The 13,909-nt window shown below is 35.3% G+C and carries 15 protein-coding genes and 1 riboswitch; of the genes, 4 read left to right on the top strand and 11 right to left on the bottom strand.

Annotated features, from left to right (window positions below):
* Window positions 1-33: 33 nt before the first annotated feature.
* Both Q1B07_RS21585 and Q1B07_RS21580 read right to left on the bottom strand, forming a co-directional pair.
* Window positions 34-1,320: an extracellular solute-binding protein gene (locus Q1B07_RS21585; protein ID WP_299094000.1), complete on the bottom strand. Its 1,287-nt coding sequence runs from the start codon at window positions 1,318-1,320 to the stop codon at window positions 34-36.
* Window positions 1,321-1,431: 111 nt separating this feature from the next.
* On the bottom strand, window positions 1,432-2,346 hold the full coding sequence (locus tag Q1B07_RS21580) for a helix-turn-helix domain-containing protein (protein ID WP_299094001.1): 915 nt from the start codon (window positions 2,344-2,346) through the stop codon (window positions 1,432-1,434).
* Between the two features lie 313 nt (window positions 2,347-2,659).
* Here Q1B07_RS21580 and Q1B07_RS21575 point away from each other — a divergent pair, with 313 nt between their 5' ends.
* Window positions 2,660-2,815 carry a hypothetical protein gene (locus Q1B07_RS21575; protein WP_299094002.1) on the top strand — a complete coding sequence of 52 codons (156 nt, stop codon included), beginning with the start codon at window positions 2,660-2,662 and terminating at the stop codon, window positions 2,813-2,815.
* A gap of 30 nt (window positions 2,816-2,845) precedes the next feature.
* Window positions 2,846-4,195 (top strand): prolyl oligopeptidase family serine peptidase, encoded by a 1,350-nt coding sequence (locus Q1B07_RS21570; RefSeq protein WP_299094003.1) that lies wholly within the window; start codon window positions 2,846-2,848, stop codon window positions 4,193-4,195.
* 192 nt (window positions 4,196-4,387) lie between these two features.
* Here the strand turns inward: Q1B07_RS21570 and Q1B07_RS21565 are convergent, their stop codons facing one another.
* Together Q1B07_RS21565 and Q1B07_RS21560 are read right to left on the bottom strand one after the other, a co-directional pair.
* Entirely contained in the window at window positions 4,388-4,534 is a 147-nt protein-coding gene (locus tag Q1B07_RS21565) for a hypothetical protein (RefSeq protein ID WP_299094004.1), read from the bottom strand.
* 100 nt (window positions 4,535-4,634) lie between these two features.
* The gene (locus Q1B07_RS21560) at window positions 4,635-5,012 is read right to left on the bottom strand and encodes a DUF6173 family protein (protein ID WP_299094005.1); all 378 of its coding nucleotides are present in this window, start codon (window positions 5,010-5,012) and stop codon (window positions 4,635-4,637) included.
* 517 nt (window positions 5,013-5,529) lie between these two features.
* On the opposite strand from Q1B07_RS21560, the gene Q1B07_RS21555 reads away from it, so the two are divergent.
* The gene (locus Q1B07_RS21555; protein ID WP_299094006.1) at window positions 5,530-5,730 is read left to right on the top strand and encodes a cold-shock protein; all 201 of its coding nucleotides are present in this window, start codon (window positions 5,530-5,532) and stop codon (window positions 5,728-5,730) included.
* 356 nt (window positions 5,731-6,086) lie between these two features.
* Here Q1B07_RS21555 and phoU read toward each other — a convergent pair whose 3' ends face one another.
* The 7 genes from phoU to Q1B07_RS21520 form a co-directional block, all read right to left on the bottom strand.
* Window positions 6,087-6,746, bottom strand: coding sequence for a phosphate signaling complex protein PhoU (gene phoU, locus Q1B07_RS21550; RefSeq protein ID WP_299094007.1), 660 nt, complete (start codon window positions 6,744-6,746; stop codon window positions 6,087-6,089).
* Window positions 6,747-6,762: 16 nt separating this feature from the next.
* A complete protein-coding gene (gene pstB, locus Q1B07_RS21545) occupies window positions 6,763-7,533 on the bottom strand; it encodes a phosphate ABC transporter ATP-binding protein PstB (RefSeq protein WP_299094014.1) in 771 nt (256 codons plus the stop codon).
* Window positions 7,534-7,598: 65 nt separating this feature from the next.
* Complete coding sequence (gene pstA / locus Q1B07_RS21540) at window positions 7,599-8,423, bottom strand: phosphate ABC transporter permease PstA (protein ID WP_299094008.1); 825 nt, start codon at window positions 8,421-8,423, stop codon at window positions 7,599-7,601.
* Between the two features lies 1 nt (window position 8,424).
* On the bottom strand, window positions 8,425-9,336 hold the full coding sequence (gene pstC, locus Q1B07_RS21535) for a phosphate ABC transporter permease subunit PstC (protein ID WP_299094009.1): 912 nt from the start codon (window positions 9,334-9,336) through the stop codon (window positions 8,425-8,427).
* A gap of 67 nt (window positions 9,337-9,403) precedes the next feature.
* Window positions 9,404-10,246, bottom strand: a complete 843-nt coding sequence (locus Q1B07_RS21530) for a phosphate ABC transporter substrate-binding protein (RefSeq protein WP_299094010.1) — start codon at window positions 10,244-10,246, stop codon at window positions 9,404-9,406.
* A gap of 352 nt (window positions 10,247-10,598) precedes the next feature.
* Window positions 10,599-11,255, bottom strand: coding sequence for a TrkA family potassium uptake protein (locus Q1B07_RS21525; RefSeq protein WP_299094011.1), 657 nt, complete (start codon window positions 11,253-11,255; stop codon window positions 10,599-10,601).
* Between the two features lie 27 nt (window positions 11,256-11,282).
* Window positions 11,283-12,620: a TrkH family potassium uptake protein gene (locus Q1B07_RS21520; RefSeq protein ID WP_299094012.1), complete on the bottom strand. Its 1,338-nt coding sequence runs from the start codon at window positions 12,618-12,620 to the stop codon at window positions 11,283-11,285.
* A 252-nt stretch (window positions 12,621-12,872) separates the two neighbouring features.
* A riboswitch (cyclic di-AMP (ydaO/yuaA leader) is annotated at window positions 12,873-13,014 on the bottom strand.
* A 448-nt stretch (window positions 13,015-13,462) separates the two neighbouring features.
* Here Q1B07_RS21520 and Q1B07_RS21515 point away from each other — a divergent pair.
* Window positions 13,463-13,663, top strand: coding sequence for a hypothetical protein (locus tag Q1B07_RS21515; protein ID WP_299094013.1), 201 nt, complete (start codon window positions 13,463-13,465; stop codon window positions 13,661-13,663).
* The last annotated feature ends 246 nt before the right edge of the window (window positions 13,664-13,909 follow it).

Below are 13,909 nucleotides of genomic sequence, written 5' to 3'. Positions count from 1 at the left end.
ACCTCCATGCTTTTTGATAGTATTAAATTTCTCTTACTTTTTAGGTTCTGCGTCGCCTATTTGTTTTGCTAAATCTGTAGCCTTATTTAGTTCATCCATTAATTGCTCTTTCGTGAAATGTTTGTTGGAAACTAATTTAGTAAAAACAGTAGTGTTCATATAACGCATTTGTTCTCCAAACAAATACACTTGTGGAGCTGGGACAAATGTATCGAATTGTTGAGTGTTCGCATAGGCCACTTCATATTTTTCTTTTTTTTCTTCTATTAATTTGATCGTCGGAAGATGGAGCGGTGCTTGTCCGCCTTCAGCCCAATGAATTAAATGCTCTGGAGTGTACAAATATTCAAAAAAGGCTGAGATGCCCTCTAAAACTTCCGGGTCTTCCACTTTAGAAGATAAAGCGATCGTATGTGAATTACCGTATACCGCTTGTTTTTCTCCTAGCATAGGAACAGCTGTAACTCCTAATCTATCTCCATACTGTTCCTTTGCAGCACCATAAAACCAAGGTCCAGTTAAGGCAATAGCTGTTTGGGCAGTGCCGGCTCCTCCTTCAGCTTGCTTCATAAACGATTGAAATTCGCCATCTAAGCCAAGACCAGGTGGAGAAATTTTGTCTTTCCAAATCATATTGTGAAAGGTCATTAATGCATCTGCAAACTCAGGTTGACTAAAATTCAAATAATTATCTTTTTTCAATTCAATCCCATTTTGCGCGGCAATCGTTAACATGTAAAACTCTACTAAACCGCTTGATGGGACTCCTAAAGCGTATACATTTTTGTTTTTAGCCTGTAATTCAGTATTTAATTTGATTAAGTCTTCATACGTTGACACTTCTCGAGAAACAAAATCTTTGTTATATAACATAGTTAAAGGGTGAATATCCAGAGGGGCAGCAAATAATTTGCCATCAAGCTTCATTATTTTTAGTCCAGCTGGATGAAAATCTGTTTCCTTAATCCCCGCTTTCTCCAACACTGGAGATATATCCTGAATTAAGCCGTCTTTCTTATATGTGTCCAGATTATTTCCATGAATGACAACCAAATCATAATTGCCGGATTTAAACTTTGTGTAATGATCCTTTTCCTGAAGTTCAACAATATGGTATTTATCTTGTGATTGATTAAATCCATCCGTAATTTTCTTCATGTAGGCACCATCGCCGCCTGTAAAGCCATTTATAAAGGCTATTTCTACTTTTCCCTTTTCTGTATTGGCAAAGTTTTCTTCATAATACGAGCGATAGAGAAAATACCCGCCAAAGAATAATATGAGCGATGTAACCACTAAAAACATTTTTCTTTTCGTCACATTAAACCCTCCCTCGTACGTATTATTACATGTTTTATTGTAATTAATCAATAGTTTTTATAATAATATTTTACATAATAAAAAGCATTCCATAACATGGAACGCTTTTTATTATGTTGAAGAATATTTAATTTTCATTATAAGGCCCTGTTCATAGTTACCAAATTGCGACCCAAATAGATTCATTCCGCCAATATTTACCGAGTCTTTCTTTACTCCAAGTTTTAATGAAATAAACGGCTTTTCCAAAAGCTCCAAATCTTTAATGGTTGTGTTAGATATTTTTAAGCCATCAATAAAACTTCCTTCATGATTTACTTTCCATTTTTTTAATAAGCCATACTGAGTATTATGTGTTTCCCACCAACTCGGAGTTAAAAATCCCCTTTCCCCTCCGAAGTCACCTGGAGAGGTCCAGTATCCCAGCTCTTTATCATTAATCCAGCACGAAATATCTGAAGGCCAATCCACCTTGTGATAGGGAGCTTCCGAGCATATTTCCGCTGAAAAACTAAGTTCTTCTATTTTAACTCCATAGGGTATCCTGTTTGGAAAATGGTATTCCACAAATCCTGAGCGAAACCAAATTAATTGTGCCTTTTTTCTTTCCGGCTCGTAAAAAGAACGAGGATCGTCCAGAATATGGATAATTTCTTGATCACCAAGCAGACCGCATGATGGTTCAACATCACAATTAACATATTCGCCAATTGGCATTTCAAACGTTACGGAATCTTCGTTTACCTGCTTTGGCTCTTCTAAATTTATGATAATTCTGTCATATAGTTTGGTATTAATTTTTTGGCTTCCGCGTCCAGGGATCATTTCTGTACCAATTAGTCCCGCTTCCTCCAATTTTTTCACATTCACAGCAGCCGTACTAAATGGAATCCCAAGTCGGTCTGATAAATCATTTACATTCTTTGGTCCATCAGCCAAAATTTTAATGATCTCCATTCTTTGTTCATGACCAAGTGTTTTACATATATCGATCGCTTCATGTAAAGTTAATTGTAATGTTCTCACTAAATCCTCCACTTTATTACAATTTTTATTGTTATAAAAATTATCTTAAATGCATTAGGAGATGTCAAGGGTTGGAATGAAAAATAAGTTGTCTTTATGAAATGGTCGTTAATATGTCTTTTGACTAGCATAAGACGAACCCCAAAGATCACTTCTTTCTAGCATTTTAATGACGTTTTTAGAAATAAGTAACACCATTGTTCACAAATGTAACCTTTCCCCTTGATATTCAAAAGTTTTTCTTCCCTTTCAACAAGTATTGGGCTATGATCATAGCAAAAATAAATCATATTCATTATGAGAGGTATCTATCATGGACTACAAATACGAGTTGGTAAAAAACGATGATCATTTGCCTATTAAACTCATCCTTCATACCTCGGATAAACAAATTTTCATCCCAAGACATTGGCATGAGAATGTAGAAATTTCTTATGTTTTAGCTGGAAAGATCGATCAAATTTTGTAAGCGTTTAAAAATTTCAGGGAGGTTATCCATTTGTTTGAAGGAATGAAAAAACATGAAAAAACAGATATGTTAAGTACTTTCGTTGCTGGTACAACACTTTCTTTTATGCCAGAAACAAATGCAAATGAGCTGAAAACACAACCATTATCCTACAGAACCGTAACAGAAATTGAAGATTGGGGAGCAGTTATTACGAAAGTAATTGTTGATTTAGGAAAACCAGTACCAAAAGATTCTGTTTCAAAAGACACTTTTGAAGTGCATGTATCAAGGAGTGATAGCCGTTTAGCTAATCCATTTTTAGAAGAAGGGACTCGTAAAATCACGAATGCCTATGTAGCTGAAAAAAATGGGACCCCAGCGGTTAAAACTGGAAAATACGTTGTGTTAGAGATGCAAATTGACCCTGACATTTCCTTAGGTTCTGCAATTAACTATGACTTTGAAGGATCAGGATATAATGACTGGAATGAAAATAAATATACCATCACTCAACAAAAGGAAATAGAAACTCCTGCCGGGACCATTTCAGGACTAGTCGTGGATTCGTTTAAAGGCGAGGTAAGAGAACTCGTTGATGACTTTTCAATAGGAAAGGCTACATATGATGATGTCACGTTAACTTACGCTGATTATGCTCCAGTAAAAGATAATGGGAAAAGTCCATTAATCATTTGGTTACACGGAGCCGGCGAAGGAGGAACAGACCCTACGATTGCTATTTCTGGGAACAAAGCAGCCAACTTCGCATCAGAGGAAATTCAAGCTTATTTTGATGGAGCGTATGTGCTTGCCCCACAAACACCAACCTTCTGGATGGATGGTTTCAAAGGATTTGGTGACGGCACTTCAAAATATCAGGATGCTTTACTATCCTTAATCAAGGATTATGTTGCCAATAATAAAGATATTGATCAAGATAGAATTTACATTGGAGGAGATTCTAACGGTGGGTATATGACCATGCTGATGATCCGAGATTATCCTGAATACTTTGCAGCTGCTTTTCCAACCTGTGAAGCACTTAAAGACACCCTCATCACAGATGAAGACATTGAGAACATGAAAAACCTGCCAATCTGGTTTATTCATGCCAAAACAGATAACGTTGTCCCTGCTGATCAACATGTTGTTCCAACCTACAATCGCTTAATCGAAGCCGGAGCAAAAGATGTTCACCTTTCCTTATTTGATAATGTAGTAGATACTTCAGGATTATACCAAAATGCTGATGGTACACCATACGAATATCATGGACATTGGTCATGGATTTATGTGTATAACAATGATGTTGTAAAAACCATTGATGGAAAGACGGTATCACTTATGGAATGGTTAGCTAATCAATCGTTAATAAGTGATTCTAATGTAGTAAGATAAGTAGATTCATAAAAAGCTTCAATCCGCTTAAATTGGATTGAAGCTTTCGCGCTAGTGGAAGTGATACATATCATATTACTATTCTAAAATCGGAACTCTCTACTCTATAGTCTTGAACTTATACCGAGCACACATAAAATACCCCTCTTCCTTCCCATTGAAGAGGGGTTCCGTCTATAAACACGCTAATATTCATTCTTTATTTATAAAATCAATTGCTGATTGAATAATACTAATATCATTAGTTATTAACAAAACTGGAAGGAATAAAAAAGTTAGCAAGAGCAATACATTAGCTCCAACAGTCATTCGAAATACTTTATTCAGACTCATATTCATTTTAGATTCCTCCTTTGTAATATATAAATATTATTTATTATAATACTACAAAAGGTAAGACAAAATTCTGAAAATTGAAAATATTTTTCGCCTGATGCTATTATATCTGTTCTTCAATTAACTTAAAACCAATTCTATTCGGTGGCTCTTTTTCATTCTGTTTCGGTAAAGCCATTAACAAGAAACTTATTTGATTTACATGTTGAATTAATTTCACTTTTGATCCATTATTTAATCTACCATGAAATGAAATTAAACTAGGATTATAATAACCTAAATCTTCAATATGGAATTGAATTGTTTGGCCAAAGGATACGAGTCGAACCCCTATTTCCTCTTGATCATTTAAATCTAATTCAAATTCATTAATCATTTCAATTAACCTGTTATAAAACTCACTTGCTAAATTTTGGTTTGTGACTTTCAATGGCGGATGTTCAATGTTTGGCACATTAAATTTTGTTACGTCAACATTCATTTATTCCATCCTCCCTTCTTACCTACTAAAATTCGACAAGAAAAGAGAATAGTCCTGTTTTTCAATAAATAAATTATCCATAAACAAATATGCCCTAAAATGTGAAATTTTGATCCAGAATTGTGGGAGTATATTCGTTCGATTAAGGAAGATATTAAAAATGAAGATAAATATAATAGTTTTTATTTTTTCCAAAAGGTTCAAAATACATATGTTTATCATGACTTTATTACCAATTAATACCACGAAATGGTTGTTAACTTTGGTTTGGTAGACTTAAAGTGTTTGTCATATATCCCTAAGATGAACTGTATCAATACCTGATTGAAATTATTATTATTTAACATTTCAATTATATATCCATTTGCTTTTCCAAAAATTATCTGTTATTCTGTATAAGAATTATTTTTGTTCGGTCTGTAAGGAAAGATAAGTATTTAAACTTTTCGCCTTTGATATCTAATTGAGCAAGGATAGTATTAAACAGTGGATTTATTCCACACAGGAGGCACCAAATATGCAACAAGGTACAGTAAAATGGTTTAACGCAGAAAAAGGTTTCGGATTTATCGAAGTTGAAGGCGGCAGCGATGTATTCGTTCATTTCTCAGCTATCCAAGGCGATGGGTTTAAATCTTTAGACGAAGGTCAAAAAGTGACTTTTGATGTTGAGCAAGGTCAACGTGGACCACAAGCAACGAACGTAAACAAAGCATAATAAAGGAAGGACTCTAATTACATTTTAGAGTCCTTTTTTTATTTTTGACAATAAAAATCCCCACTCAATAATGAATGGGGGAGGTAAACATGAAACAGGTATTAAAATGGTTAGGTAAAGCATAACACACTATTTGTAGAATACCTAATTAAATTAAAATTACTTTCTCAACTAATTAACCTTCTTAATTTAATCTTATTCATCTTCAATCAACTCATCTTGGTGACATTCCCCAATTTCTCAAAAGAAATTGGACTTTTTATGAAAAAGAAAACCCTAGGCTTGGCCTAGGGTTCCAAAAAGCTTTCAGCGTGGTATAACCTAACGTCAGCAATCAGTATATGACTTAATTCAATTTAAGGATTTAAATCATATATTCGACCCTTTATTAGATAAGCTGCACTTTCTGCGATATTGGTAATATGATCTGCTGTACGTTCAAGATAACGATTGACGAATAAGTATTGCACCAACTGATCTGTTTCATCTGGATGTTCTTTCAGGTGGTTAGTGATCATTTTAAATGTCTCACCATTATATTGATCAACTTTGTCATCCAAATCGCCTACTTCTTTAGCAAGAACGATATTTTCTTCAAAGAATGATTGTAAGGCCTTTTGGAGCATATTGATCGATATTTCTTTCATTTGCTCAAGATTTGTTATTTTCACCACTGTTGTTGCATTTCCAATGATGATGGTTGATTTTGCAATATTTACAGCAAAATCAGCAATACGCTCAATCTCTGAGGAAATTTTTAAAGAACCAATCACTTTGCGCAAATCCCTTGCAACAGGTTGCTCTTTTGCCATAAGCCATACTGCAAATTGATTAATATCAATTTCAAGCTGATCAATAACTGTATCTTCCTCAATGACTTTTAACGCTAATTCGATATCTTGTGTTTTAAAAGCGCTAAAAGCTTTTTCTAGAGATGTAACAGCAAGTTCACCCATTTCAGCCATTTTAGCTTGCAATTCTAGCAATTTATTTTCAAAATTTTCACGAACGACCATTGATTCCCCTCCAAATTTAACCGAATCTGCCAGTAATATAATCTTCCGTTCTCCTATCTTTTGGCATCGAAAAGATCACATCTGTTGCATCATATTCGACAATTTCACCATTTAAGAAAAATGCTGTTTTGTCAGATACACGTGCAGCTTGTTGCATATTATGAGTAACAATCACAATGGTATAATCTTTTTTCATGTGTGCAATCAATTCTTCTACTTTTAACGTGGAGATTGGATCTAATGCTGAAGTTGGCTCATCCATTAGAATAATTTCAGGCTTCATCGCAATCGCACGTGCAATACAAACACGCTGCTGCTGACCACCTGATAGCCCTAACGCCGATGTTTTTAGACGATCCTTCACTTCATCCCAGATTGCCGCACCACGTAAGCTTTCTTCAACAATCTTATTTAATTCATGTTTATTTTTTATCCCTTGCATCCGGGGGCCATATGCTACATTATCGTAAATACTCATCGGAAATAGGTTTGCTTTTTGAAAGACCATACCTACCTTTGTTCTTAATTTTATGACGTCATTGGTTTGGTAGATATTTTCGTTATCAATGATAATATTGCCGTTAATCTTCACGCCATCAATTAAATCGTTCATACGGTTTAGTGTTCGTAAGAATGTTGATTTACCGCAGCCAGAAGGACCAATTAAGGCTGTAACTCCCTTCTCTTGTATATCCAATGATACTTGATAAAGGGCTTGTTTTTCTCCATAAAACAAATCCAAATCTCTTACACTAATTTTCGCTGTACCATCTGATTGCTGCTGCATATCTGCCTTTCCCTTCTTTACAGGATTACGTTCAAACATTGTTATCGTCATAACATTCACCTCATTTAATAATCAGCTTTATTTAATTTCTTTGATATAAACGTCGCTGAAAGGTTCAAAACCAATATGATCACAATTAAGACAATCCCAACTGCCGCTGCCAGTTCAATGTCCCCAGACTCCTGTGTAACCAAATAAGAATGAACGGTTAATGTTCTCGCGGATGAGAAGATGCTGTCTGGCATCGCTGCCACCGTACCAGCTGTTAAAAATATCGCAGCTGATTCACCAACAATTCTTCCAATGGAGAGAATAATTCCAGATAAGATGCCAGGCATTGCGCTTGGCAAAATGACTTTATATAAAGTTTGCAGCTTAGTCGTTCCCAAAGCCAGAGAGCCTTCTCGATACGAATGAGGGACGGTTTTTAATGATTCTTCAGTCGTTCGGATAATGACAGGCAATACGATAATGGTCAATGTCAATGAGGCAGCGATAATAGACATGCCCAATTTTAAAGTGGTCACAAAAAAGACTGCCCCGAATAAACCATAAATAATTGATGGGATTCCTGTTAAGCTTTCTGTTGCAAAACGGATCACTTTTACCAATCTCCCCTGTTTGGCATACTCTTGCAAGTATACAGCAGCCAAAATCCCGATTGGGGTCGCAATTAATAATGAGATGGCAATTGTATAGATTGTCGTAACAACCATCGGCCAAATGCCGCCATCTCCTGTAGGAGAATAATCACCTAAAATAAAATCGATGTTTATCAATCGATATCCCTTATAAAATATATAACCAACAATGGTAACTAGAACGGCAACAGTCAAGAAAGCTGATAGCCAAAGCAGTCCACGCAATAAGTTATCTTTAACCTTTCTCAACTTACTTACCACCTTTCGCACTTATTTTTGCTAATACAAAATTCAACAATAGGATAAAAGAGAATAAAACAATCCCTGTGGCAAACAGCATTTCTTGATGTGTTCCAAATGCATATCCCATTTCTAATGCAATATTAGTTGTTAATGGACGAATACTATCTGTTATACTAGTAGGTATAATTAAACTGTTTCCTGCAACCAATATGACAGCCATTGTCTCACCGATCGCTCTTCCCAATCCTAAAACGATCGCAGCCATAATTCCTGACTTAGCTGCCGGGACAACGACTTTAAAAATAGTCCCTATTTGAGAAGCCCCAAGTGCTAAAGACCCTTCACGATATGATTTTGGCACTGCCCGAATGGCTGTTTCAGCTACAGTAACAATCGTTGGAAGCATCATAATAGCAAGAACAAGAATAACGGCAATCAAGCTTTGTCCTTTCGCTAAGTTCAAATTATTTTGCAAAAATGGGACAATGATGGCAAGGCCGAATACACCATATAAAACCGACGGGATACCTGCTAACAACTGCACAGCTGGCGAGATGATTTTTGCGATGCTTTTTTGCGCGATTTCTGCTAAGAATATTGCTGTAAATAAGCCGATAGGGACTCCAATGATTAATGCACCAATTGTGGCATAGATGGATGCCACAATCATTGGTAATATCCCAAATTTGTCTTCACTTGGTACCCAATCCACTCCGAAAATAAAGTCGATAAAACTATATCCCTTTGCCATAAATGGCAGTGAGCCTTTATAAAAGACAAATCCAATGATTAACAATAAACTGAAAACTGAAAGAAGTGCACAAATCAGAAATATTCTTGCTGATACCTTCTCCAGTACATACTTCTTTTTATTTGATTTCTCAATAACCCCTTGTTTTTCAACAGGTAGGCGTGGCATTCTTCATTCCTCCAAGATCACAATTACACATGATATATATGAACACTTATATCCGTGAAATGGTCATTTATTTTACTGGTATAGCTCCTGATTCTGCTACAATGGCTTGTCCCTCTGCACTTAAAATATATTCAATGAATTGTTGCCCGGCATCCGTTAATTGGCCATCCTTGTGGACAAACAAAAATGGACGGGATAAACGATATTTTTGCTGAAGAACATTCTCTGCTGTAGCCTCGACTCCATTAATCTTTACAGTTGAAATAGAAGGGTCGATGTATTCAAAGGAAATAAACCCTACTGCATGCTTATTGGTTGCTACAGTTGTTTTAATATTACCGTTACCGCTCGCAATGATTGAACTTTTCACTAATTCGCCTGAAGAATATCCGACTATTTCCTGAAATGCATCACGCGAACCTGAGCCATCCTCCCGGGAAACAACCACAATTTCCATATCATCTCCCCCAAGCTCTTTCCAATTCGTCACCTTACCAGTAAAAATATCCTTTACTTGTTCCATCGTAAGATTTTCAACCTTATTACTAGGATGAGTTACCACGACAATTCCATCATAAGCAATGATTGTCTCTATTAGTCCACTAGCTTTTTCCTCTTCTTTCAAATCACGCGAAGACATTCCAATCTCTGACACACCGCTTATCGCATTTGTAATACCAGCAGATGAACCGATCTGATTGATCTCTATATTAACCTCATTTTTTTCCTTATATTTTTCTGCAATTTTTTCAGCTAGAGGACCTACAGATGTAGATCCCGAAATAGCAATTGTATCTGAACTATTATTAGTAGATGATTCTGATTTATGATTACTATTATTACATGCCGATAAAACGACAACTAAGAATAGTACCAATAAGCTGATCGTTGACTTACTCTTAAACGTCATTTTCAAACCTCCAAGATGTTCTATTAGCAACTTCTTTCTTTCATGTTTTTATTAACCCAACATTAAGAATAAACACGTTTTGTAAATGTTTTATGGGTTTTTTGTAAAGGTTTTGTAAATTTATTAATCATAGGTAAATTTGGTTAAGGGAGTGTTAATAAATACCAAACTAATAGAGGTAAATTCATCTCATTTCTTTCATAACTTGGCCATCCACTTTATGACCCGCTAGATATCAACTCTTTTGGCTGTAAAATAAAAAAATGCCAGGTTCATAACTTTACCTGGCATTTGGAATCAATATGAAATAACACTTATTAACCGTACAACACTTGAAGGCTCGAGTTCTTGTCTATTCAATACTTGCAAAATTGGCCAAGTCGTCTCTGTTACCAATAACAACTAATAGATCTCCTTTGTTAAGAGTCATATCTGGTGAAGGAGATATGATAATTTCCTCTTCCCTGACAATGGCAATGACACTAACATTATATTTAGCGCGAATGTTAAGTTCCTTTAAACTTTTTTCCGCCATTTTTGAAGGAATCATAATTTCCTCTATATTGTATTCTTTTGACAGTTCGATGTAATTCAGCATATTAGGTGATAGGAGCTGGTTAGCCACTCTTTCCCCCATATCCCTTTCAGGATAGATAATCCAATCAGCGCCAATACGTTCTAAAACCTTTCCATGACGCTTGCTTAATGCTTTGGCGATCACTTTTTTTACGCCCAGGTCCTTAAGAAGCATAACCGTTAAGATACTGGATTGCATATCATCCCCGATCGCTACGATGACACAATCAAAATTGCGAATCCCAATTGAAGTGAGTGCTTTCTCTTCGGTAGAATCTGCTACGACAGCATGGGTTACATATAATTCTGCATCCTCAACTCTTTCTTCATTTATATCAATTCCTAAAACTTCTTGTCCTGCTTCATTTAACCGTCTTGCTATACTTGTTCCAAACCTGCCGAGTCCAATTACTGCGTATTGTTTTATAACCAAAATCAATCACTCCTGAATGTTAATGAATTATCCAATCATAAGATTTCCTTTTGGATGACGAAAAGCTTCTGATGTACGCCTCTTCGTAATGGCAAACCCAAGGGTTAAAGGACCCAACCTCCCTGCAAACATTGTCAAAATAATAATGATACGACCAATAGGAGAAAGCTCAGGAGTTAATCCCATAGATAAACCAACAGTACCAAAAGCAGAGGCAGCTTCAAATAAATACATGATGAAATTTTGCCCCTTATCGGTAATACTCAATAAAAGAGTAACAATAAACACAATGATTAAACCACTGATGGCAATGGTAAATGCTTTTAATATAGTTTCAATCACAATGCGTCGTTTAAATAAAACAACATCCTCTTTTCCTTTAATTTGTGACCAGAAAGTTGCCATTAAAACAGCAAATGTCGTAATTTTAATCCCACCGGCAGTAGATCCTGAACCAGCTCCGATAAACATTAGCAGGATTGTCAGGAATAAAGTAGAATGTGTTAAATCGGCTATTGGCAGCGTATTTGAACCAGCAGTTCTTGGAGTAACCGCATGGAACAATGCTCCTAAAAATTTACCGAACTCGGATAAAGGACCTAAAGTTTTAGCATTTCCATATTCGAATAGAAAGATTAGTATCGTTGAACCCAATGTTAGAATGAGTGTAGCAACCAATACCACCTTCGTATGGATAGATAGCCGTCGTGTTTCACGATACTCATAAATTTCGTTCATAACAATAAACCCTAGACCACCTAACGTAATCATCGAGCAAACAGTTATAACCACAATTGGATCGTCAACATAAGCAGTTAAGCTCCGATATTCTCCCATTAAATCAAAGCCAGCATTATTGAAATTTGAAATGGCATGAAAAAAGCCATAATAAATTGCTTTTCCGATCGGCATATCGAAAGAAAAGCGAATGGATAAAAGCACTCCTCCAATCCCTTCAATCAATGCAGTAAAAATCAAGATTCGTTTTACCAACTTTACAATTCCCGCCAGATGGATATTATTAAATGCTTCCTTCAATAACAATCTTTCTTTTAATGAGATTTTTTTCCCTAACAAAAGAAAGAAAAATGTTGCAAAGGTCATAAAACCTAATCCCCCAATTTGAATAAGGGTTAGAATGACCAACTCCCCAAAGGTTGAAAATGCATCACTCGTATCAACCACAACAAGACCTGTCACACATGTTGCTGAAGTCGCAGTAAATAAAGCATCCAGAAACGGGAGACCACTTTGATCTTCTGTAGCAATAGGTAGCGTCAATAATAATGCTCCTATCACGATAACAACAGCAAAGCCCAATACAAGGATTTTAGGTGGATTAAGAAAGTCTTTCGTTTTATTCATTTTTTTCTCCTAATTGGTTAAATAAATTTGAAATTACTATTAATATCTCCATAAAGGATGTAACTATTGATAATTAATTTATAAAAAGACAGGGAGCATCCACATTAAATTTAAGATATTACAGGGTATATTTATATTTCTTCTTCACCGCCATCTGAAATTAAGGCAAAATAAATAGACCTACGTATGTTTAAAGATGCTAATTTGTTCTTTTAACACAACAAAAAAGCCACCTTAAATAGGCGGTCTTATGACCTCCTTCGCTTTAGCCGACGAAGTTAGCTGACGGGTAGGATGGCGAAAGAGTCTCTCATCCCTTCTGCACATGCAGAATTAACCCCAAAATAATGGGTCCTCCGTTCTCAGATTCCCTGAGATTTGGCCGATATAAAGTTTGAAATTTATGTAAATCATTCTACGCCTGTAAGATCATCTTTGTAAATACGTAAAAAGAACAAATTATCACCAAAACAATCCAAATCTATTCATATACCACAAATTTTATAGCTATATCTCAATCTAGCGCATTAATTCTTCGTTTTTATAAATTTATTATCATTTTGTAAAAATTAATCATATTCCATTGACAAAATGCTTAATTGGACATTATGATAACACCAAGTTTCAAACAAATGAAGTAAAAGGTAAGCAATCAGAGGATTCCTAAACATCTACTTTATTTTTTCCATTAGAATAACAGATTATTATATTATAAACATAATAGGTACTGAATACCCTTTACTAAAAGGCTTTAAACTTGCATGTTGATTTCAGCTAAGTGAATTAATAATTAACATTGCTTAATAAAAAATGAATTTATTATTTTTTTAAAGGTGGATATTATGGAGAAAACATCTTATCGATTTGTCATTAATGCAATTGGCAAAGGTGGAGAAACATATTATACTCATTGTCAAGATAAATACGCTTTGAAGAAATGGATAAAAGAACACGAAAATGATCTCATAATGGATGAGCTAAAGATTACGGATAAAAAAAGACATCCATTATTAAAGTTTTTCCCTTTCGATAAGTTAAAATAAGGATCATCTCAAAACATTTTACAAAAAGACCGGTCAACATAATATTTACAGAGAATAAAAAGCTCAACCCCTTGTTTCAAAAGGATTTGAGCTTTTTTTGCGCGATGAGCTGTGAGGGACTTGAACCCCCGAATACTTTTACGCAACCCATAGTCCTATCGGTGTATTGGTGGTATGTCAACACTAAACTAGACACTTTTTTTAAGGTGAATATTTTTATATTCAATGGGACTTAGATAGTCAAGC

The sequence above is a fragment of the uncultured Metabacillus sp. genome (assembly GCF_947503125.1).
Classification (GTDB): Bacteria; Bacillota; Bacilli; order Bacillales; family Bacillaceae; genus Metabacillus.
Note: the sequence above shows the minus strand (reverse complement) of the source record. Positions and strands in the feature narration are given on the sequence as shown.

Excerpts from the sequence above, each read along its gene's own strand:
- Q1B07_RS21575 (WP_299094002.1), top strand. The coding sequence starts at position 2,660 with ATGGACTACAAATACGAGTTGGTAAAAAACGATGATCATTTGCCTATT.
- Q1B07_RS21565 (WP_299094004.1), bottom strand. The coding sequence starts at position 4,534 with ATGAATATGAGTCTGAATAAAGTATTTCGAATGACTGTTGGAGCTAAT.
- Q1B07_RS21560 (WP_299094005.1), bottom strand. The coding sequence starts at position 5,012 with ATGAATGTTGACGTAACAAAATTTAATGTGCCAAACATTGAACATCCG.
- Q1B07_RS21555 (WP_299094006.1), top strand. The coding sequence starts at position 5,530 with ATGCAACAAGGTACAGTAAAATGGTTTAACGCAGAAAAAGGTTTCGGA.
- phoU (WP_299094007.1), bottom strand. The coding sequence starts at position 6,746 with ATGGTCGTTCGTGAAAATTTTGAAAATAAATTGCTAGAATTGCAAGCT.
- pstB (WP_299094014.1), bottom strand. The coding sequence starts at position 7,533 with ATGCAGCAGCAATCAGATGGTACAGCGAAAATTAGTGTAAGAGATTTG.
- pstC (WP_299094009.1), bottom strand. The coding sequence starts at position 9,336 with ATGCCACGCCTACCTGTTGAAAAACAAGGGGTTATTGAGAAATCAAAT.
- Q1B07_RS21530 (WP_299094010.1), bottom strand. The coding sequence starts at position 10,246 with ATGACGTTTAAGAGTAAGTCAACGATCAGCTTATTGGTACTATTCTTA.
- Q1B07_RS21520 (WP_299094012.1), bottom strand. The coding sequence starts at position 12,620 with ATGAATAAAACGAAAGACTTTCTTAATCCACCTAAAATCCTTGTATTG.
- Q1B07_RS21515 (WP_299094013.1), top strand. The coding sequence starts at position 13,463 with ATGGAGAAAACATCTTATCGATTTGTCATTAATGCAATTGGCAAAGGT.